17 protein-coding genes and 1 riboswitch are annotated in these 21,164 nt (G+C 67.5%); of the genes, 10 read left to right on the top strand and 7 right to left on the bottom strand.

All coding sequences use genetic code 11. From position 1 onward, the window contains the following. The first annotated feature begins 84 nt into the window (after window positions 1-84). Window positions 85-3,816, top strand: coding sequence for a cobaltochelatase subunit CobN (cobN, locus tag G4G71_RS29145; RefSeq protein ID WP_169942283.1), 3,732 nt, complete (start codon window positions 85-87; stop codon window positions 3,814-3,816). Between the two features lie 201 nt (window positions 3,817-4,017). On the opposite strand, the gene G4G71_RS29150 is transcribed toward cobN, so the two are convergent. Together G4G71_RS29150 and G4G71_RS30100 are read right to left on the bottom strand one after the other, a co-directional pair. Beyond that, on the bottom strand, window positions 4,018-5,115 hold the full coding sequence (locus G4G71_RS29150; protein ID WP_169942285.1) for a 3-deoxy-7-phosphoheptulonate synthase: 1,098 nt from the start codon (window positions 5,113-5,115) through the stop codon (window positions 4,018-4,020). Between the two features lie 303 nt (window positions 5,116-5,418). Beyond that, a complete protein-coding gene (locus G4G71_RS30100; protein WP_277352230.1) occupies window positions 5,419-5,553 on the bottom strand; it encodes a hypothetical protein in 135 nt (44 codons plus the stop codon). A gap of 143 nt (window positions 5,554-5,696) precedes the next feature. Between G4G71_RS30100 and G4G71_RS29155 the strand changes: the two genes are divergently transcribed. Beyond that, window positions 5,697-6,704, top strand: a complete 1,008-nt coding sequence (locus tag G4G71_RS29155) for a magnesium chelatase ATPase subunit I (RefSeq protein ID WP_169942287.1) — start codon at window positions 5,697-5,699, stop codon at window positions 6,702-6,704. Window positions 6,705-6,706: 2 nt separating this feature from the next. Then, window positions 6,707-7,375, top strand: coding sequence for a vWA domain-containing protein (locus tag G4G71_RS29160; RefSeq protein ID WP_240964987.1), 669 nt, complete (start codon window positions 6,707-6,709; stop codon window positions 7,373-7,375). Between the two features lie 172 nt (window positions 7,376-7,547). Here G4G71_RS29160 and G4G71_RS29165 read toward each other — a convergent pair whose 3' ends face one another. From G4G71_RS29165 to cbiE, 4 genes are all read right to left on the bottom strand, one after another. Continuing rightward, a complete protein-coding gene (locus tag G4G71_RS29165; protein WP_169942289.1) occupies window positions 7,548-8,171 on the bottom strand; it encodes a glutathione S-transferase family protein in 624 nt (207 codons plus the stop codon). A 213-nt stretch (window positions 8,172-8,384) separates the two neighbouring features. After that, window positions 8,385-9,110: a cobalt-precorrin-6A reductase gene (locus G4G71_RS29170; protein ID WP_169942291.1), complete on the bottom strand. Its 726-nt coding sequence runs from the start codon at window positions 9,108-9,110 to the stop codon at window positions 8,385-8,387. Further along, window positions 9,107-10,204: a cobalt-precorrin-5B (C(1))-methyltransferase gene (locus G4G71_RS29175; protein WP_169942293.1), complete on the bottom strand. Its 1,098-nt coding sequence runs from the start codon at window positions 10,202-10,204 to the stop codon at window positions 9,107-9,109. Before G4G71_RS29175 ends, G4G71_RS29170 begins: the two co-directional genes overlap by 4 nt. A gap of 66 nt (window positions 10,205-10,270) precedes the next feature. Beyond that, window positions 10,271-11,473, bottom strand: a complete 1,203-nt coding sequence (cbiE, locus tag G4G71_RS29180; protein WP_169942295.1) for a precorrin-6y C5,15-methyltransferase (decarboxylating) subunit CbiE — start codon at window positions 11,471-11,473, stop codon at window positions 10,271-10,273. A 67-nt stretch (window positions 11,474-11,540) separates the two neighbouring features. Continuing rightward, window positions 11,541-11,781, top strand: a riboswitch (cobalamin riboswitch). A gap of 87 nt (window positions 11,782-11,868) precedes the next feature. On the opposite strand from cbiE, the gene cobG reads away from it, so the two are divergent. The 7 genes from cobG to G4G71_RS29215 all read left to right on the top strand — a co-directional run bounded on the left by cobG (window position 11,869) and on the right by G4G71_RS29215 (window position 20,553). Then, window positions 11,869-13,215, top strand: a complete 1,347-nt coding sequence (gene cobG / locus G4G71_RS29185; RefSeq protein WP_169942297.1) for a precorrin-3B synthase — start codon at window positions 11,869-11,871, stop codon at window positions 13,213-13,215. Then, window positions 13,208-13,834 carry a precorrin-8X methylmutase gene (locus G4G71_RS29190; RefSeq protein WP_169942299.1) on the top strand — a complete coding sequence of 209 codons (627 nt, stop codon included), beginning with the start codon at window positions 13,208-13,210 and terminating at the stop codon, window positions 13,832-13,834. The genes cobG and G4G71_RS29190 overlap by 8 nt, the downstream gene beginning before the upstream one ends. After that, on the top strand, window positions 13,834-14,574 hold the full coding sequence (locus tag G4G71_RS29195; RefSeq protein WP_169942301.1) for a precorrin-2 C(20)-methyltransferase: 741 nt from the start codon (window positions 13,834-13,836) through the stop codon (window positions 14,572-14,574). The genes G4G71_RS29190 and G4G71_RS29195 overlap by 1 nt, the downstream gene beginning before the upstream one ends. Then, window positions 14,574-16,223 carry a precorrin-3B C(17)-methyltransferase gene (gene cobJ / locus G4G71_RS29200; protein WP_169942303.1) on the top strand — a complete coding sequence of 550 codons (1,650 nt, stop codon included), beginning with the start codon at window positions 14,574-14,576 and terminating at the stop codon, window positions 16,221-16,223. The genes G4G71_RS29195 and cobJ overlap by 1 nt, the downstream gene beginning before the upstream one ends. 226 nt (window positions 16,224-16,449) lie before the next feature. Next, window positions 16,450-16,947 (top strand): sigma-70 family RNA polymerase sigma factor, encoded by a 498-nt coding sequence (locus tag G4G71_RS29205; RefSeq protein ID WP_169942305.1) that lies wholly within the window; start codon window positions 16,450-16,452, stop codon window positions 16,945-16,947. Then, entirely contained in the window at window positions 16,944-17,912 is a 969-nt protein-coding gene (locus tag G4G71_RS29210) for a FecR domain-containing protein (RefSeq protein WP_169942307.1), read from the top strand. The genes G4G71_RS29205 and G4G71_RS29210 overlap by 4 nt, the downstream gene beginning before the upstream one ends. 196 nt (window positions 17,913-18,108) lie before the next feature. Further along, on the top strand, window positions 18,109-20,553 hold the full coding sequence (locus tag G4G71_RS29215; protein ID WP_169942309.1) for a TonB-dependent siderophore receptor: 2,445 nt from the start codon (window positions 18,109-18,111) through the stop codon (window positions 20,551-20,553). 159 nt (window positions 20,554-20,712) lie between these two features. Here G4G71_RS29215 and G4G71_RS29220 read toward each other — a convergent pair whose 3' ends face one another. Next, a complete protein-coding gene (locus G4G71_RS29220) occupies window positions 20,713-20,901 on the bottom strand; it encodes a hypothetical protein (RefSeq protein WP_169942311.1) in 189 nt (62 codons plus the stop codon). Between the last annotated feature and the right edge of the window lie 263 nt (window positions 20,902-21,164).

A 21,164-nucleotide genomic window follows, 5' to 3' on the forward strand; every position in this document is an offset into this window, starting at 1 on the left:
AGCTTGCTCGCGAACCAACCTCCGCAGCGGGGCATGGTTCGCGAGCAAGCTCGCTCCTACGAAGAGCCACCATCGAGCAAGCCCATGCACCTGCTGCGCACCCAACCCGGCGGCTTCGTCCCCGACGACGGCATCGCCGACCTGGCCCAGACGCCTGCCGATCTGGTGATTCTCTGCAGCGGCGACTCGCACCTGGCGCTGCTCGCCGAGGCCGCGCGCGAGCTGCCGGAGGACTACCCAAGCCTGCGCCTGGCCAACCCGATGCAGCTGCAGAACCACGCCTCGGTAGACCTCTACGTCGACGAGGTGCTGCAACACGCCAAGGTCATCCTCATCTCGGTGCATGGCGGCGTCGGCTACTGGCGCTACGGCATGGAGCAACTGGCGGCGCTGGCCGAGCGCGGCATCACGCTGATCGCCGTACCCGGCGACGACAAGCCCGACCCCGAACTGACCGCGCTGTGCAATGTGCCCGCGCAGGACGCCGAACGCCTCTGGCAATACCTGCGCCAGGGCGGCATGGACAATGCCCGGCAGTTCTTCGCCTGCCTCGCCACGTGCCATCTGCAACGCGACTACGCCTGGAACGAGCCGCAGACGCTGCCCCGCGTCGCGCTCTATCACCCGCAGACCGGCAGTTGCGACCTCGCCCGCTGGCAGGCCGACTGGCACCCCGAGTGCCCGGTGGCCGCCTTGCTGTTCTATCGCACGCACCTGCAGGCGGCGAACACCGGATTCATCGACGCCTTCTGCGAATGCCTGCAGGCGCAAGGCATCAACCCGCTGCCCATTGCCGTGGCCAGCCTCAAGGAAGCCGCCTGCCTGGAGACGGTGGAAAACCTGCTCGATAGCGCCGACGCCGAACTGATCATCAACACCACGGGCTTCGCCCAATCGAACCCGGAATCGCCGCAGGACCGACCGTTCAGCCGCGACGTGCCGGTGCTGCAAGCCATCTGCTCGCTGGACAACCTCGACCTCTGGCGCGCCAACCCGCAGGGCCTCGGCCCGCGCGACCTGGCCATGCACATCGCGCTGCCGGAGCTGGATGGCCGCCTCATCACCCGGCCGATCAGCTTCAAGGGCCTGGCCTGGCGCAGCGAGCGCAGCCAGAGCGACGTGGTCTGCTACCTGCCGCACCGGCCGGGCATGGATTTCGTCGCCGAACTGGCGCGGCGCTGGATGCTGCTGGCGCGCAAGGCCAACGCCGACAAGCGCGTGGCACTGATCCTGGCGAACTACCCGACCCGCGATGGGCGCATCGGCAATGGTGTAGGCCTCGACACGCCGGCCGCCGCGCTGAATATCCTCCGGGCGCTGGAGGCCCAGGGCTATCCCGTCGCCGGCCTGCCCGAGTCCGGCACCGCGCTTATCCACAGCCTGCTCGGCGGCGTCAGCAACGACCTCGACAGCCTCGACCTGCGGCCCTGCGCGCAGAGCCTGGCGCTGGACGATTACCTCGCCTGCTTCGCCCGCCTGCCCGAGGTGAACCAGCAAGCCGTGCGCGAACGCTGGGGCGAGCCGCAACAGGACCCGATGTTCCGCAGCGGCCGGATGATGGTCGCCGGCCTGCGCTTCGGCCTCGGCTTCGTCGGCATCCAGCCGGCGCGCGGCTACCAGCTGGACGCCGCGGCGATCTACCACGATCCGTCGCTGGTACCGCCCCACGGCTATCTCGCGTTCTACTTCTGGCTGCGCGAAGTGTTCGGCGCCGACGCGTTGGTCCACGTCGGCAAGCACGGTAATCTGGAATGGCTGCCGGGCAAGGGCGTCGGGCTCTCCGAGGAGTGCTGGCCGGATGCGATCCTCGGCCCGCTGCCCAACCTCTACCCGTTCATCGTCAACGACCCTGGCGAAGGTGCGCAGGCCAAGCGCCGCGCCCAGGCGGTGATCATCGACCACCTGATGCCGCCGCTGACCCGCGCGGAGAACTACGGCCCCCTGCGCGACCTCGAACGCCTGGCCGACGAGTACTACGACGCCTCCCTGCTCGACCCGCGCCGCGCCAACGAACTGCGCGGCGACATCCTCACGCTGGTACGCGACACCTCGCTGGACCGCGAGCTGGGCTTGCAGTTGAGCGACGACCCGGAAAGCTGGTTGCCGCAACTGGACGCCTACCTGTGCGACCTCAAGGAATCACAGATTCGCGATGGCCTGCATGTGTTCGGCGAATCGCCAGTGGGCGAACTGCGCCGCGATACGTTGCTGTCGCTGGTGCGCATTCCCCGTGGCGACGGACGCGGCGGCAACGCCAGCCTGCTGCGGGCGCTGAGCGAAGACCTGAAGCTCGGCCGCGACCCGCTGGACGAAGCTTTCGCCGAGCCGTGGGAAGGTCCGCGCCCTGATGTGCTGACCGCCGTCAGTGACGAACCCTGGCGCAGCAATGGCGACACCCGCGAGCGCCTGGAGCTGTTCGCCCTGCGCCTGATCGATGGTTCCGCCAGCGCTCCCGGAAGCGCCAGCGCGGCGGTGCTCGCGCAACTGCACCAGCAGATCGCGCCAGCGCTCGACGCCTGCGGCGCCAGTGAGATTGGCCATCTGCTCGCCGGTCTCGCCGGCCGCTTCGTCCCGCCCGGCCCCAGCGGCGCGCCCAGTCGCGGGCGCGTCGATGTGCTGCCCACCGGGCGCAACTTCTTCACCGTGGACGTGCGCAACCTGCCCACGCCCACCGCCTTCCGCCTTGGCTTCCAGTCCGCCAGCCGCCTGCTCGAACGCCACCTGCAGGACCACGGCGACCACCTGCGCCAGCTCGGCCTGTCGGTGTGGGGCACGGCAACCATGCGCACCGGCGGCGACGATATCGCCCAGGCCCTCGCGCTACTCGGCGTGCGCCCGGTGTGGCAGACAGGCAGCCAGCGCGTGGAGGACTTCGAGATCCTGCCGATCAGCCTGCTCGACCGCCCACGGGTGGACGTGACGCTGCGGGTGTCCGGCTTCTTCCGAGATGCGTTCGCCAATCTGATCCGCCTGTTCGACGCCGCCGTGCAGGCGGTCGCCGCGCTGGACGAGCCGGACGACCTGAACCCGCTGGCCGCCCGTGTGCGTGCCGATCAGGCACGTCTGCTCAGCGATGGCCTGGAAAGCGACGAGGCCCGCCGCCAGGCCGGTTGGCGCATCTTCGGTGCGCAACCGGGCGCATACGGTGCCGGCGTGCAGGGCGTGATCGAGTCGCGCCAGTGGGACAGCCGCGCCGACCTCGCCGAGGCCTACCTGAACTGGGGCGGCTACGCCTACGGTGCCGGCGATGACGGCACCCCGGCGCGCGAGCGCTTCGCCCAGCGCCTGTCCGGCCTGCAGGCGGTGCTGCACAACCAGGACAACCGCGAGCACGACATCCTCGATTCCAACGACTACTACCAGTTCCAGGGCGGCATGCTGGCCGCCGCCGAGGTCATCCAGGGGCAATCACTTTCCAGCTACCACGGCGACCACAGCCAGCCGGACAACCCGCGCATCCGTACCCTCAAGGAAGAACTCGGCCGCGTGGTGCGTTCCCGTGCGGTGAACCCGAAATGGATTGCCGGGATGAAGCGCCACGGCTACAAAGGCGCCTTCGAACTGGCCGCGACGGTGGACTACCTGTTCGCCTTCGACGCCACCAGCGAACTGGTGGACGACCACCAGTACCGCCTGCTGGCCGACGCCTACCTGCTGGACGACGACACCCGCGAGTTCATCCGCCAGCACAACCCCGAAGCCCTGCGCGACATCGCCGAACGCCTGGTCGAAGCGCAGCAGCGCGGGTTGTGGGAGGAGCCGGGGGAGTATCGGGAGATGCTGGAGAATCTGCTGGTGGACAGCGAGGAACAGTGAGGGATTCCCAGCTGGCGTAGGAGCGGACTGCGTCCGCGATAGGTTTGCCGCGCGCCGGATGCCATCGCGGACGAAGTCCGCTCCTACACAAGTGCGGAGTGGCGCATTGACCTGTAGGAGCGAGCTTGCTCGCGAACCCGCCCAGCTTCGAAGCGGCCGGGAAACTCGTTCGCGAGCAAGCTCGCTCCTACAGGAAGAGCCTCAGCCGCGACGCAAGCGCTCGGCCGTGTTCAGCAACAACGCCTCGGTACCGCTCCAGCCCAGGCAACCATCAGTGATCGACACGCCGTAACGCAGCTCGCCGGACAGCGGCTGGCAGCCGTCGAACAGGTGGCTCTCCAGCATCACGCCGCGCAGCGAAGCGTCGCCGGCGATACGCTGGTCGAGCACGCTGTCCAGCACCGCCGGCTGGCGCAGCGGGTCCTTGCCGCTGTTGGCGTGGCTGCAGTCCACCATGATGCTCGGATCGAGGCCGAGCTTCTCCAATCCCTGGCGAATCTGCTGCACGCTGGCCGCATCGAAGTTCGGCCCGGCGTGGCCGCCGCGCAGCACCAGATGGGTGTCCGGGTTACCCTGGGTCTGTACCAGCGAAGGCCGGCCCAGCGCATCGATGCCGAAGTGCTGGTGCGGGTGCGCCGCCGAGCGCATGGCATCGGTGGCGATGCCGATGCTGCCATCGGTGCCGTTCTTGAACCCCACCGGCAGTTCCAGGCCGCTGACCATCTCGCGATGCACCTGCGATTCGCTGGTGCGCGCACCAATGGCGGCCCAGCCCAGCAGGTCGTCGAAGTAGCCGGCCACCAGCGGCTGCAGCAGTTCGGTGGCGACTGGCAGGCCGCGTTCGAGCATGCCCAGCATCAGTCGGCGCGACAGTTCCAGGCCGCCGGCCATGTCACCGCTGCCGTCCAGCTGCGGGTCGTAGACCAGGCCCTTCCAGCCGATGGTGGTGCGCGGTTTCTCGACGTAGGCGCGCATGACCAGCAGCAACTGGTCGCTCACCTGCGGGGCGAGTTCGGCGAGGCGGTCGGCGTATTCGAGGGCGGAGACAGGGTCGTGCAGCGAGCACGGGCCGATCACTACCAGCAGGCGTGGGTCGCGGCCATCGAGTACGGCGCGGATCGCGTCGCGGCCTTCGCGAACGCGGTGGGCTATGGCGGCGGAGAGCGGCAGGCGCTGGCGCAGTTCGGCGGGGCTCGGCAGCGGTTGTTCGCGGCGGCGAGCGGAGGGCAGCGGCAGGTCGAGGACTTCGGCGGTGGCTGCGTGGACTTGGCGGATCAGGGTGGAGGTGGAAGCGTTCATCTGACTGGCATCCTTGGCCGGCGCGGTGGTCGTTCCGCGCTCGGCGCTCTATCTAAGTGTTCGTGGCAAGGCTCGTTGGGTGGCACGCAGCGCACTGCTAAATCGCCAGTCGGAGTTGCGGTAATAGCGGTAGTCGGTGGTGTAGGCGGTCATGTGTCGGTCCTCGGTCTGAGCGTTTTCGCTCGTTTCAATGCGTTGGGCCTTGTGGGCTTTGAAAAACAAAAACCCCGGTCGGGTTGCCGACCGGGGTTTTTAGGAAACTGTCTGGTTGGCGACCCTGCTTGCTAGGGCGCCTGTGGGGTATCAGGCGCGCCTTTGGCTAAACCAATACCCATAGAAGAAATAGCCGGCAGCAGCGGCCAGGACCTGCGCGCGAGCAACCACGGAGCCAATGGCACCGAGGCGGGCGAGGAACTGGATGGACAGGCTGGACGGCATGATGTTCTCCGTGGAAGTAGGGCCAAGTTACTGCATCGCGGCGTGCCGATCAATGACTTGGCTCTATCGTTCTGATGGACATTGGTCGCACCTCCTACGCCCGGTTCGCTACCATGCACGGACGAAATCCGCAGGAATCCCCCATGAGCGCCCTTCCCCACTTCCCCCTGGCCGCCGTCGTCGGCGCCGATGAGCTGAAGCTGGCCCTGTGCCTGGCGGCCATCGATCCCGCCATCGGTGGCGTGCTGATCGAAGGGCCACGCGGGATGGCCAAGTCCACCCTGGCGCGTGGCGTGGCCGACCTGCTCGATGGCGGGCGCTTCGTCACCCTGCCGCTGGGCGCCAGCGAGGAGCGCATCGTCGGCACCCTCGACCTGGACGCGGCGCTGGGTGAAGGCCGCGCGCAGTTCTCGCCCGGTGTGCTGGCCCATGCCCACGGCGGCGTGCTCTATGTGGATGAAGTGAACCTGCTGCCCGACCACCTCGTCGACCTGCTGCTCGACGTAGCTGCCAGCGGGGTCAACCTGATCGAGCGCGACGGCCTGTCCCACAGCCACCCGGCGCGCTTCGTGCTGATCGGCACCATGAACCCCGAGGAAGGCGAACTGCGCCCGCAACTGCTGGACCGCTTCGGCCTCAAGGTGCAACTGCACGGCACCCCGGCGCCCAGCGAGCGCGCCGAGATCGTCCGCCGCCGGCTGGCCTTCGATGCCGATCCGCAGGCCTTCCTCGCCCAATGGCAAGGAGCGCAGCAAGCGCTGCAACAGCGCTGTGTCGATGCCCGGCAAGGCCTTGCCGCGATTGCGCTGGATGATGCTGCATTGAACGAGATCGCCGAGCGCTGCCACGCCGCTGGCGTCGACGGCCTGCGCGCCGACCTGGTCTGGTTGCGCGCAGCCCGTGCCCACGCCGCCTGGCGCGGCGCCAACGCCATCGAGGCGCAGGACATCGAGGCGGTGGAACACTTCGCCCTCGCCCATCGTCGCCGCCCTGCACCACCGCAATCGGCAACGCCGCAGCAACCTTCGTCCAGTCAGGCACAAGCACCGTCCAACGCCTCCAACGGCGAAGGCCAATGGGGTGAACTCCCCGCCCAGAACGTCGCCATGGGCGAACGCCGACAGTTGACGGGCTGGCCAAAAAAGCCCTGAGCATCTGCCCACGCCAGGCCCCAGGCGCGGATGCCAACCCCCGACCCGGCCGGCTCGCCGGCGGCCGCAGCGGCGCCCGCCAACAGGGCACGCATGGCCGCATCGACTGGCCTGCCACCCTGCGCAACGGCCACCCGCAACGCCGCGCCGACCTGGTGCTGCGCGCCCGCAGCCACAAGCCCGCCGAACTCTGGTTGGTAATCGTCGACGCCTCCGCCAGCACCCGCCGCCACGGCGCCCTCGCCCAGGCCAAAGGGCTGCTCGCCGACACGTTCGAACAGGCCTATCGCCGCCGCGCGCGCCTCGCCGTGCTGCATGCCACCGGCACGAAGCCGCGCTGGCTGTGGCAGGGCCAGAAGGCATCGAGTCAGCTGCAGGAGTGGCTGGAGCAACTCGGCGCCGGCGGCGGCACCCCTTTGATCGAGGCGCTTGAGCAAGCCCGCGGATGGCTGGACAAGCGCCAGCGACAGAAGCCTGCGGAACATCAGCGACTGCTGGTGCTCACCGATGGCCGCCTGCGAGACTGGCCGACGTTGCAGCCGATGGGCTGCCCGACTGTGCTGGTGGATATCGAGGGTGGCGCGGTGCGGCTTGGCCGCGCAGAAAAACTGGCGCAGGAGCTGGGCGCGGAGTATCGGCGGATCGCTGAGATTTCGGGCTCCTATTGCTAAGAGCCCCTCACCCTAACCCTCTCCCGGAGGGAGAGGGGACTGTCCCGAGTGCAGGGTAATCACCGAGCTCGCCGGCTGACATCGAACTCACCGCCAACGCCGATCGGCCCCCTCTCCCCCTGGGAGAGGGTTGGGGTGAGGGCCGTCTCCCGGCACCGAATTTCCGACTCTCTCACGGCTCCCCATTGCGCCCATGCAACAGAAACCCCGGCCGCTCGCTCAGCCGTTCGTAGTAGGCCGCCACGGCCGGCAGTTCCGGGCGCTGCATGGGCGTCAGGTACCAACGGTTTACCGACAGGCCGACCACGACATCGGCGAGGCTGAAACAGGCGCCGGTGACGAAGGCACCGGTGCGTTCCAGCTGCCGGTCCAGCAGGGACATGCAGTGATTCCACTGCGCCTCGCTCAGGGCGATGGCGGACTCGTCGGTATGGCTGGGGCTGTTGCGCACACGGGCCATGAACACATAGCGCCAGGCATTGTTCAGCTCGGTGGCCTGCCAACCCATCCATTGCTCTACCAGCGCGCGCTCGCGGGGCGAGTCGGGCAGCAGTTCATCGAGCGGATACTGGCTGGCGAGATAACTGCAGATGGCGTTGGACTCCCAGAGCACGAAGTCGCCGTCGACAAGCACCGGCACCATGGCATTGGGGTTGAGCGCGATGAACTCCGCCGAAGCCGTGGAGCGAAAGCCCGAGCCCCAGTCCTCCCGTTCGTACGGCAGGTTCAGTTCGGCGCAGGTCCAGAGCACCTTGCGCACGTTGATCGATGAAGCGCGGCCGAGGATTCGCAGCATGGTGTCACTCCCTGTGAAGACCGGGGCCCAGCATAGAGCCAGGTGCGCCGGCGGAGAAGAGGCGCTACAGCTGTAGGAGCGAGCTTGCTCTCGAACCACTACGAAGCTGTGAACTCCCCGGAACAGATCGCCCCACAGAGCCTTCGTCGAGGCTCAGTGGCAGAAGCGCCGTCGGCTCGGAGAAGGCCGATGGGTTCGCGAGCAAGCTCGCTCCTACAAAAGGCGACCCTCCAAGGCAGCCCACAGCGAGTCGATGCTGTCGAACTCGCAATCCACCGTTGGCAGCAATGGCCGCGCCAGAGTCAGCACCGGCACACCGCGCTCGCGGGCGACCTGCAGCTTGGGCTCGGTGGCCTGGCTACCACTGTTCTTGCTGACCAGTACGTCGGTGCCGAGGCGCTCGAACAGCTCGCGCTCGCCCTCCAGGGTGAACGGTCCACGCGCGCCGAGCACTTCGGCGCTCGCGTTGCCGGGCAGGCTTTGCAGACAGCGCACCGTCCAGTGCTGGTGGGTGGGAATCTCGTCCAGATGCTCCAGCGGCTCGCGGCCCAGGGTGAACAACGGACGACGAAACGCCATCAGCGCTTCGATCAGCGCACCCCAATCGGCGACCTCGCGCCAGTCGTCGCCAGCACCCGCCTGCCAGCCGGGCCGCCGCAGCGCCCAGCACGGCACACCGGCCAGCTCCGCAGCATAGGCGGCGTTGGCACTGATCTGCGCAGCATAGGGATGAGTCGCATCGAGCAGGAGGTCGAAGCCCTGTTCGCGGATGAATCCGGCCAGGCCTTCGGCGCCACCGTAACCACCCACGCGCACTTCGCAGGCGAGGTCGTCCGGCACCTTGCCGAGGCCAGCCAAGCTGTAGAGATGCTGCGGACCGAGGCGCCGGGCGATAGCCAGCGCCTCACCGATGCCGCCCAGCAGTAGTACGCGTTTCATCTCACCTCCAGCGCTTCGCCCACCAGGTTGCCCTGGCGGTCGATGGCGAAGACTTCCAGTTGTACTTCGGCGGGCACGATGCGCCGAGCAAAGGCCAGCGCACGGGCGCAGACGGCATCGCCCAGGGCGACACCTTCAGCGCGGCATAGCGCCAGCGCCTGCTGGCTGGTATTGGCCTCGCGCATGCGCTGCTGCAGCTCCGCCGAAGCACCGATCCCGGTAGCCCACTCGGCCAGTTGCGGCAGGTCGATACTGGAGTGGCGGCTGTGCAGGTCCATGTGGCCGGCGGCGAGCTTGCTGATCTTGCCGAAGCCGCCGCAGACGCTGAAGCGCTCCACCGGCACCTTGCGCAAGTGCTTGAGCGCGGCGCCGGCGAAATCGCCCATCTCGATCAGCGCGGTGTCGTCGAAACCATAGCGACGGCGCATGGCGTCCTCGCTGGCGTTGCCGGTGCAGGCGGCAAGATGGCGGAAGCCATTGGCGCGGGCGACGTCGATGCCCTGCTGAATCGAGGCGATGTAGGCCGAACAGGAGAACGGCCGGACGATGCCGGTGGTGCCGAGGATCGACAGGCCACCGAGAATGCCCAGGCGCGGGTTCATGGTCTTCTGCGCCAGCTCGGCGCCGCCCTCGATATGGATCGTCACCTCGAAGCCGCCGGCATAGCCACACTCGGCCGCCAGCGCGGCGAGGTTGTCACGCATCATCTGACGCGGCACCGGGTTGATCGCCGGCTCACCCACCGGCAGGACCAACCCCGGTTTGGTGACCGTGCCGACGCCCTCCCCGGCATGGAAGCGCACACCCGGCTCATCGCTCAGCACGACACGGGCGAACACCAGCGCACCATGGGTCACGTCCGGGTCGTCGCCGGCATCCTTCAGCGTGCCGGCTTCGGCGCCCTCGGCAGTGCGCCGGCAGAACTCCAGGCGCAGGGTCGCGCAGCGCGCCTTGGGCAGGACGATCTGCGCGGCATCCAGCACTTCTCCAGTGAGCAACAGGCGCGCCGCCGCCAGGCTGGTGGCCGTGGCGCAACTGCCGGTGGTGTAGCCGCTGCGCAGCGGGCGGGGTTCTTCGGGGGTTTCGTCACGCATGACGAACAGCATCGTAGGATGGGTGGAGCGCAGCGATACCCATGCAGTCCCGGCACGAAAAGCGCGTCATTCCTTCCAGACTTCCAGCAGGGTGATTGGCAGCGCCGCACGCCAGGTATCGAAGCCACCCAGCGGCTGGGCCTGGGACACCGACAGGCGAGTCAGCTCGCCGCCGATGCGCGCGCGCCAGCTCAGCAGCATGGATTCGCTCTGCAGGGTGACGGCATTGGCCACCAGGCGGCCGCCGGGCTTGAGCTGCTCCCAGCACTGTTCGAACACGCCGGCCAGGGTCACGCCGCCCCCGATGAAGATCGCATCCGGCCGCTCCAGCCCCAGCAGCGCCTCCGGCGCGGCGCCGCAGACCAGTTGCAGCGCTGGTACGCCGAGGGCATCGCGGTTGAAGCGGATGTGTTCCTGGCGACCTTCGTTGGCTTCGATGGCCAGCGTGCGGCAGCTCGGATGCGCTCGCATCCATTCGATGCCGATGGAGCCGCAACCGGCGCCTACGTCCCAGAGCAGCTCGCCGGGCTTCGGCGCCAGCCGCGCCAGAGTCACAGCGCGCACGTCGCGCTTGGTCAGTTGGCCGTCATGGCGGTAGGCGTCGTCCGGCAGGCCGGTGGTCAATGGCAGGCGAACCGCGTCCATGCCGGCGACGCACTGCACAGCCACCAGATTCAGCGCAGCGGCTTCGCCCTGCGACCAGTCGCTGGCGAGCCCGTCGATGCGTCGCTCCGCCTCGCCACCCAGGTGTTCCAGCACGCTGAGGCGGCTTGCACCGAACCCCCGCTCGCGCAGCAGCGCGGCAATCGCCGCCGGGCTGCTGCCGTCATTGCTGAGGATCAGCAACTTCGCGCCTTCATGGACCTGGGCGTTGAGTGCGGCCAATGGACGCGCCACCAGCGACAATAGCGTGCAGTCCTGCAACGCCCAGCCCATCCGCGCGGCAGCCAGCGAGGCGGAGGACGGAGCGCAAAGCACGAGCATTTCCTCGGACGGAATCTGACGGGCAAGGCTCGCGCCGACGCCGAACAGCATCGGGTCACCGCTGGCCAGCACACACGTCGGCTCACCGCGCCGGCGCAGCACCGGCTCCAGGCTGAACGGGCTCGGCCAGGCCTGGCGGTTGGCGCCCAGGCAATGCGGCAGCAGCTCCAGCTGGCGGGGCGCGCCAATCACTTGGCTGGCGGCGAGCAAGGTTCGGCGCGCGGCCTTGCCGAGGCCGGCGTAACCGTCCTCGCCGATACCGACGATGGTCAGCCAGGGCGTCATGAAATTTCCTCAAGGGTGCGACGATCGATCCGACGGGCAGGCTTTTCCTGCCTTTGGGCAAAGCAGGCATAATACCCGCTTCGTCGGTGCTCGTAGGACGCTTCGCCTTTAGCGGTGAGGTTTCCGGGAGCCGAAGAGGGAACACGGTTAAGCCGTGGCTGCCCCCGCAACTGTAAGCAGCGAGTCCGCGCAATGCGGCGGCACGAGAACAAGGTTCCGTGCCGCCGGCCAGGCCACTGGGCAACCGGGAAGGCCGCGCTGGATGAGGACCTGCCAGCCAGGAGACCTGCCGACGAAACCAGTCGCGTGTGCAGACATCGAGCGGGGTGTATCGGTGTCGTGAAGTCCCCTTTTGGGGATTCGCAGGTCACCGCGACCCAGCCCTGGTGACCTCAGTGCAAGACTCCTCAGCTCTGCCCGTCCGCCCGCATGCCTGCCCCGGCCTGCTGCGCATCGTGGCCTCCCGCGATGGCGGCATCTGCCGTATCAAGCTGCCCTGTGGGCAACTCGACGCCCACGCTGCGCGAGCCATTGCCCAGGCCGCCGAGCGCCATGCCGATGGCGTGCTGGAAGCGACCAACCGCGCCAACCTGCAGATTCGCGGCGTGCATGCTGGCGCTGAAAATGCGCTGAGCCATGAACTGTTGGCCGCCGGCCTCGGCCCGCGTGAATTGGCGTCGGATGATGTGCGCAATCTGCTGGTCAGCCCGGCGCTCGGCCTCGACGCCGCCACGGCTTTCGACGCTGCTCCGCTGGCCCGCCAACTGCTCGACCTGCTGGAGCGCACGCCGCGCTTCCATGGCCTGTCGCCCAAGTTCGGCATTCAGCTGGACGGTGGCGAAGCCCTGGCAATGCTGGAACACCCCAACGATCTCTGGCTGTCGGCGATGTCTGACGATGCAGCACCGCTGTTCGCCTTCGGCCTGGCCGGTTGTCCGCCACAGAACGAGACGGATCGCCCCGCCCTCGCCGCCGTGTCCGCCGAGCAGGTGCCCCTGCTGGTGAAAACCTTGCTGCATCTGTTCCTCGACCTCGCCGGCGACGGCCAGACACGCATGCGCCACCTGCGCGAGATGCTCCGCGACGAAGTGCTGCTGGAGCGCCTGCAGCAACGCCTGCCCTTCGCGTTGCAACTTGGTCCGGCTGTGGATAACTGGCGACGCCCTGCGCCGAAAGCTTTCGGTCATCTCGGGATTCAGCCTCAGCGCCAGCCGGAACGCGCCATGGTCGGCGCGGGATTCGTCCTCGGACGCCTCGACAGCGCCACACTGTTCGGCCTCGCCGATCTCGCCGAGCGCTTCAGCGGCGGGCAGCTGCGGCTGACACCCTGGCAAAGCCTGATCCTGCCGGAGGTGGCCCAGGTGGATGCCGCCGTTGCGCTAGGCGCACTGGGCGGCCTCGGCCTGGTGATCGACGCTGCGCAGCCGCTGTCGCGCATCGTCGCGTGCAGTGGCTCCAGCGGCTGTGCGCGAGGGCTGGCCGATACCAAGGCCGATGCCTTGCGCCTCGCCGAACGCCTGCGCCACGCGCCACCAGCCGGCGTGCACCTGTGCGGCTGCCCACGCTCCTGCGCCGCCGCCCACGTCGCCCCCTACACCCTGCTGGCCGTTGCCGACGGCCGCTATGACCTGTTCCGTCGCGCCGATGGCGTGGCCGGCTTCGGCCTGCCGCTGGCGCGCAACCTTTCCCTCGATGCCGCGGGCGACCTGCTCGCCGCACCCGGAGCTTCCACCGATGCTTGATTACATTCGCGACGGCCAGGCGATCTATCGCCAATCCTTCGCCACCATCCGCGCCGAAGCCGACCTCACGGGCATCCCGGCCGACCTGGAGAAACTGGCCGTGCGCGTGATCCACGCCAGCGGCATGGTCGACGTGGTGCAGGACCTGCGCTTCTCCGCAGGCGCCGGTGCCATCGGCCGCGCGGCGCTGGCCGCGGGCGCGCCGATCCTCTGCGATGCGCGGATGGTCGCCGAGGGCATCACCCGTGCGCGCCTGCCGGCCCACAACGAGGTGATCTGCACACTCAACGATCCGGACGTCCCGGCGCTCGCTCGCGAGCTAGGCAACACCCGCTCGGCGGTGGCCCTGGAGCACTGGCGCGAGCACCTCGAAGGCGCCGTGGTGGTGATCGGCAACGCGCCGACCGCCCTCTTCTACCTGCTGGAAATGCTCGACGCCGGCGCGCCGAAACCGGCACTGATCCTCGGCTTCCCGGTGGGTTTCGTCGGCGCCATGGAGTCCAAGGACGCCCTCGCCGCCGACAGCCGCGGCGTGCCCTACGTGATCGTCCGCGGTCGTCGTGGCGGCAGCGCGATGGCGGCCGCGGCGGTGAACGCTCTCGCCACGGAGGTGGAGTGATGGCCGGCCGCCTGATCGGCCTGGGCGTCGGCCCGGGAGACCCGGAACTGCTGACCCTCAAGGCACTGCGCCTGCTGCGTGCGTCCCCGGTGATCGGCTACTTCGTGGCCAAGGCCAAGCACCACGCAGGCCAGGGCGGCAACGCCTTCGCCATCATCGAGGAGCACCTGCTGGAAACTCAGCAGCGCCTGCCGCTGGTGTACCCGGTGACCACCGAAAAGCTGGAACCGCCGCTGACCTACGAAGGCGTGATCAGCGACTTCTATGACAGCGCCGCCGCGCAAGTGGCCCTGCATCTGGATGCAGGCCGTGACGTCGCGGTGATCTGCGAGGGCGATCCCTTTTTCTACGGCTCGTACATGTACCTGCACGACCGTCTTTCGGATCGGTATGACACCGAAGTCGTACCCGGCGTCTGCTCGATGCTCGGCAGCGCGGCGGTGCTCGGCGTGCCGTTGGTGTACCGCAACCAGAGCCTGTCGGTACTTTCCGGCGTGCTGCCGGAAGACGAACTCAAGCACCGCCTGGCCGACGCCGATGCGGCGGTGGTGATGAAGCTCGGCCGCAACTTCGACAAGGTCCGCCGCGTGCTGCGCGAGCTGGGCCGCGACGGCGGCGCCCACTACGTCGAACGCGCGACCATGCGCGAGCAGCGCATCGTCGCGCTGGATGACGTTGACCCGATGGCCTCGCCCTACTTCTCGATGATCGTCATCCCCGGCCAACGGTGGAACGGCTGATGCGCGCCGCCATCGTCATTCTCGGCCAGGGCGCACTGGCCACGGCCCGGCGCCTGCAGAAGGTTTATCCACAGGCGCGCGTGATGGGTCTGAAGGACCGTGTTGAAGGTGCCGACGAGTCTTACGCGAACTTCGGCGATACCCTGCGCCAGCTCTACCGCAACGATACCCCGATCATCGCCCTGTGCGCCGCCGGCATCGTCATTCGTACCCTTGCCCCGCTGCTCGTTGAGAAGGGTGCCGAACCGCCGGTGCTGGCCGTCGCCGAAGACGGCAGCGCCGTGGTGCCGCTGCTCGGCGGGCTCGGCGGGGTGAATCGCATCGCCCGTGAAATCGCCGCCGCACTGGAGGTGGCGCCAGCCATCACCACCAGCGGCGAGCTGCGTTTCGGCGCCTGCCTGCTCGATCCGCCGCAGGGCTACGCGCTGGCGGACATCGAACAGGGCAAACGCTTCGTCTCCGACCTGCTGGGCGGCGACACGCTGCGCATCGAAGGCGACGCCCCCTGGCTGGACAAGCTGGAGCTGCCGCTGGCCGAAGACGCCGCGCACACCTTGCGCATCGATGCAGGCGTCGGTGGCATCGCACACAACGAACTGCGCATCCACCCGCGCGTCGTGCTGGCTCATGTCACGCTGGTGGATTCGCATCTGCCTGAGCGCATCCACCAGGGCCTGGCGCAAGCCGGATTGGCAAAGGCATCGCTGGCGGCGGTCATCGCCCCGCACTGCCGCATGGCCGATCCAGCACTGGCAGAGGCCGCCAGCGAGCTGGGCGTGCCGCTGCGGTTCATCCACAACGACAGCGAGTTGCCGCCGGCCCTGCTGCACGGCGACTCCTTCCACCTGCACCGCGCCGCGACGCCGGTCGAAGCCCTAAGCATCGGCCAGCCACGCGGCAAGCTCAGCGTGATCGGCCTCGGCCCCGGCGCCAGCGACTTCATGATCCCCGCCGTGCGCCGCGCCCTGGACGAAGCCCAGGACCTGCTCGGCTACGAAACCTACGTGAAGATGGCCGAGCCGCTGCGCGAGGACCAGGTGCGCCACTGCACCGACAACCGCGAGGAAATGCAGCGCGCCCGCCACGCCTTCGAACTGGCCGCCAGCGGGCGGCGGGTTGTCATCATTTCCTCCGGCGACCCCGGCGTATTCGCCATGGCCGCCGCTGTGATGGAAGCCCTGCACGAGAGCGAAGACCCGCACTGGCACGGCGTGGAGCTGGAGGTGCTGCCGGGCGTATCCGCCGCACTGGCCGCCGCCGCCAAGGCCGGGGCGCCGCTGGGGCACGATTTCTGTCTGATTTCCCTGTCGGACAACCTCAAACCCTGGGAAACCATCGAGAAGCGCCTCGACCATGCCGGCGCCGCCGACCTGGCCATGGCCTTCTACAACCCGATCTCCAAGGCGCGACCCTGGCAGTTGGGGCGCGCGCTGGAAATCGTCCGCCGCCACCGCACGCCGGAAACCCTGGTGGTGCTCGGCCGCGATATCGGTCGCCCGGCGGAGGCCCTGCGCGTCATCAGCCTCGGCGAGCTGACCCCGGAGATGGTCGACATGCGCACCCTGGTGATCATCGGCTCGTCGCTGACCCGACGCTTCTCCCGCGCCGGCGGTGGTGACTGGGTGTACACGCCGCGCTGGTATCGCTGACGGTCAATCCCCCGGGCCGGAATCCTCTGCGACTGCCGACGTAGGATGGCGTGGAGCGAAGCGATACCCATCGATGCCCTGCCAGTCAGGCCGATGGGTATCGCAAGCTCCACCCATCCTACGAACTGCGCTCCTACAGGAAACACCGGGGCCTCAGACACAGCTTGCAAATGGCCAGCGCCTTGTTGAAAATGCGATAAATTATCATTTGCAGTTTTGCGCGCCCATGTCCTCCACCTACAACGTCCAGTCGCTCTACAGCGACCATCACGGCTGGCTGTACAACTGGTTGCGCAGCCGGCTGGGCAACGCCGCCGATGCCGCCGACCTGGCGCAGGACACCTTCGTGCGCGTGCTGCTGCGGCCCGAGCGCAGTGAACTGCGCACCCCGCGCGCCTTCCTGCGGACCGTGGCCCGAGGCCTGGTGATCGATCACTGGCGCCGCGAGGAACTGGCGCGCGCCTACCTCGAATCCATCGCGCACCTGCCCGAGGCACAAGTCCCCTCGGCGGAGGCGCAGCACAGCATCCTGCAACTGCTGGAAAACATCGCCCGCCTGCTCGATGGCCTCAAGCCCAAGGTGCGCAGCGCCTTCCTGCTGGCCCAGTGCGAAGGCATGCCGCATGCGCAGATCGCCGAGGAACTGGGCGTTTCCGTGCGCTCGGTGGAGCGCTATATCGCCGAGGCGCTGTTCCACTGCTACCAACTGCGGTACGCCGAATGAATGGCGCCACACCCGATCCACGGGTGGTGAAGCAGGCGATCCAGTGGACCCTGCGGCTGAACGGCAATGCCGATGCCGAACTGCGCAACGCCTGTGAACACTGGCGCCAGGCCAATCCCGAACACGAAACCGCCTGGCTGCGGGTGCAGGCGCTGAACAGCGAACTGGCGGCCGGCTACCAGGCAGTGCCCGGTGCTCGGGTGGCGCTGGAAACCCTGGAAAGCTCCACTCAGCGCCTGCAGCGGCGCCAGGCGCTCAAGCTGCTGTCGACCTTCGCCGTCGGCGCCTCCGCGCTGTGGCTGGCCCGCGAGGTCACGCCCTGGCAACGCTGGATGGCGGACTTCAGCACAACCGTCGGCGAGCGCCAGCGCTTCACCCTGGCCGATGGCAGCGTGCTGCAACTGAACACCGACAGCGCGGTGAATGTGCGCTTCGATTCGAGCCAGCGCCTGCTGCTTCTGGAGCGTGGCGAGATCCTGCTGAGCACGGCGAAGGACGCTTCACGCCCACTGCGAGTGAGCAACCGGGATGGTCTTTTCGAGGCGCTGGGTACGCGGTTTGTCCTGCGCCAGGACGAGCGCACCACACGCCTGAGCGTCGAGGAAGGTTCGGTGGCCATCGCTCCGCGCGTGCGCGGCCAGACCACTGCCATCGCCGAGTCCGGACAGACCTTCGAGATCAACGGCGACAGCGCCCTCCTGGTCGAACGCAGCAACATGGACAGCGCCGCCTGGGCCGACGGCCTGATCGTTACTCGCGACATGCGCCTGGCCGACTTCCTCGCCGAGATCGGCCGCTATCGCCACGGCCACCTGCACTGCGATGCCAGTGTGGCCGACCTGCGTCTCTCCGGCGTATTCCGCCTGGATGACACCAACCAGTTGCTGGCCCTGCTGCCACAGACCCTGCCGGTGCGGGTGGAGAAGCGGACGGACTGGTGGGTGACGGTGAGCGCGCGGGGCTGAGCACATGGGTAGGAGCGGACTCCGTCCGCGATCGATTCCGCATCGCGCCGGAGATCAATCGCGGACGGAGTCCGCTCCTACACACGGCCCTCAAATAGTATTTCTTCGCAATCGAGAATTATTTTTGTCGGGTTTCACCACCTCGGCCGGCAAGGAGGAATACCCCGATCATTTCCCTTGTCCCGGAACCCCAAACATGCGAGCCGTCCAAGCCCCGACCTCCTCCCCCGCCCTGCCCCGCGCCAGCCGCCTGGCCCACGCCGTGCGCGGCGCGCTGCTGTGCGCCAGCCTCGGCGCCAGCCTGCCGCTGACCGCCTTCGCCGCGGACGGTGCCGCCATCACCAGCAGCCGCGCCTATGCAATCCCGGCCGGCCCGCTGGGCGAGGTACTCAACGCCTTCGCCCGCGAAGCGGGGATCACCCTGTCGGCAACCCCGGAGCAGACTCGCGGGCTGAATTCGGCGGGGCTGAACGGCACCTACTCGGTGGACCAGGGCCTCGGGCGCCTGCTGGTGGACACTCCGCTGGAGGCCGTGGACCAGGGCAACGGCAACTACGTGCTGCGCCCAGCCACACCGACCGACGTGCTGGCCATGCCCTCCAGCGATGTATTCGCCCTGGGCAACGCACTGGGCGAGGAAGACGGCTACCTGGCAACCCACAGCCAGATCGCTACCAAGACCTCCAAGTCGCTGCTGGAAACCAGCCAGAGCGTCTCGGTGATCACCCGCGAGCAGATCGACGACACCGCGTCGAAGACCGTGCAGCAGGCGATCCGCTACACCCCCGGCATCTTCACCGGCCAGGTCGGCGCCTCGAACCGCTACGACTACATCGTCATGCGCGGCTTCGCCGACAATAGCGTCGACAACATCTACCTCGACGGCCTGAAGGCCATGGGCGACAGCGGCACCTTCAGCTCGATGCAGATCGACCCGTACTTCCTCGAGCGCATCGATGTGCTCAAGGGCCCGTCCTCGGTGCTTTACGGCCGCAGTCTTCCGGGCGGGCTGGTGGCGCTGACCAGCAAAAAGCCGCTGTACGAGGATTACCACCAGATCACCGGAACCGTCGGCAACATGGGCCAGAAGGAAATGGGCTTCGACTTCAGCGGCCCTCTGGATGAGGAAAAGCGCATCGCCTACCGCCTGGTTGGCCTGGGCAAGGGTTCGGACACCCAATTCGACCACGTCAAGGAAGAGCGCTATGCCATCGCCCCAACCCTGGCCATCGACTTCACCGACGACACCACACTGACCCTGCAGGGCTACCTGCAGCACGACCCGAACGGCGGCTACCACGGCGGCGTGCCGGCGGATGGCGCGCTGTTCCACCACAACGGCCAGAAGATCTCTCGCGAATTCTTCGACGGCGAGCCGAGCAAGGACGACTTCGACCGCACCCAGCGCATGTTCGGCTACCAGCTGGAGCACCGCTTCGACGACGTCTGGACCGCGCGGCAGAACTTCCGCTACCTGGACTCCGACGTCGACCTCTCCCAGGTCTATGCGTACGGCTGGACCGCGCCTGGCGAGAACACCCTGAACCGCTACTTCTCCGGCGCCAGCGAGCACCTGCAGGCGTACATCATCGATAACATGGCCCAGGCCGAATTCAACACCGGCGCCGCCAAGCACACCCTGCTGATGGGCCTGGACTACCAGAAGCGTCGCACCACCGTGGACTGGCGCTCGGGCTCGGCGCAACCGCTGGACGCCTTCGATCCGCACTACGGCAACGACGCCATCAGCTACTACCCCGACGACAACCACACCCGTCGCCTGGAGCAGACCGGCGTCTACCTGCAGGACCTGATCGACATCGACAACTGGCGCTTCTCGCTGGGCATGCGCGAGGACTGGGTGACCGTCAAGGACAAGAACCGCAGCACCGGCAGCAAGGCCGACGACGACTGGAAGAAGTTCACCGGCCGCCTCGGCGCGCTGTACCTGTTCGACAACGGTATCGCGCCGTACATCAGCTACTCCGAGTCGTTCAACCCCAACGCCTACTCCGACCAGTCCGGCACGCCGCTGGAACCGACCGAGGGCAAGCAATGGGAAGCCGGCCTGAAGTTCCAGCCCGAGGGCAGCCACAGCCTGTACACCGCATCGATCTTCCACATCACCCAGGAGAACGTCGCCTCCAAGGAGCCGCAGGACAACTTCTACACCTCCGTGGGCGAAGTGCGTTCCCAGGGCCTGGAGCTGGAGGCCCACACCCAGGTCACCGACAACCTCAAGGTGCTCGGCAGCTACACCTACACCGACATCACCTACACCAAGTCGCTGGACGGCAACCAGGGCCACACCCCGAACCAGGCGCCCAAGCACATGGCCTCGCTGTGGGCCGACTACGGCTTCAACGCCGGCCCGCTGGAAGGCCTGTCCCTCGGCGGCGGCGCCCGCTACGTGGGCGAGACCTGGGCGGACAAGGAAAATACCCTGCGCGTGCCGGACTACACCCTCGTGGATGCGCGCATCGGCTACGACCTTTCCCGCGTCGGCCTGAAGGGGCTGGATGTCAGCCTCAACGCCAACAACCTGCTGGACAAGGACTACGTGGCGTCCTGCTACAGCCTGGACTTCTGCTACTTCGGGGAGAAACGCAACGTCACCGCGACGGTGAACTACCAGTTCTGATGGCCTGCCGCCCGGCTCGCCGGGCGGTATTTTTGTAGGAGCGAGCTTGCTCGCGAACAATTTCCGCAGCGCGGCGGGTTCGCGAGCAAGCTCGCTCCTACAGGGGGTCAGAACTCAAAGCCCCGTGGCGCGGCCGTCGCCACGGGGCTTTTTCACTCCCTAGAACTCTGCCGCGTGGCGGTAGCGCGTCTCCAGCTCCAGGGCGACGCGATAGGCTTGCGCCTCGCTCTCGCTGTGGAAGATGCCGACCAGCAGGCCTTCCTGGAACACATCCCAGCAACGCCCGCCGTGGGCGCGGAACTCGCGGGATTTATGGTCGTCGTCACGCTCGGTCACTGTAATGCTCATGTCTTTTCTTCTCCGGTTTTGCCGTACATCAAGGCAGCCCCAGAATCATTCAGTTAGCTAGCTGATTAAATAGTCGATTTCAAGAAAGACTTTTACAAGACCTCGCCAAAACGAGCGTACCAAGTTGCGCCACCACACTCACACGAACACAGGCCCTATCTACTTTTAAACACTCTGTCGCAAGCACTTTACAGACATTGTTTCAACCACTTTACATAGACGCGAAACATTGGAATTGGCTGTATTTCAACTTCAACTAAGCC

Source organism: Pseudomonas multiresinivorans, assembly GCF_012971725.1.
Classification (GTDB): domain Bacteria; phylum Pseudomonadota; class Gammaproteobacteria; order Pseudomonadales; family Pseudomonadaceae; genus Pseudomonas; species Pseudomonas multiresinivorans.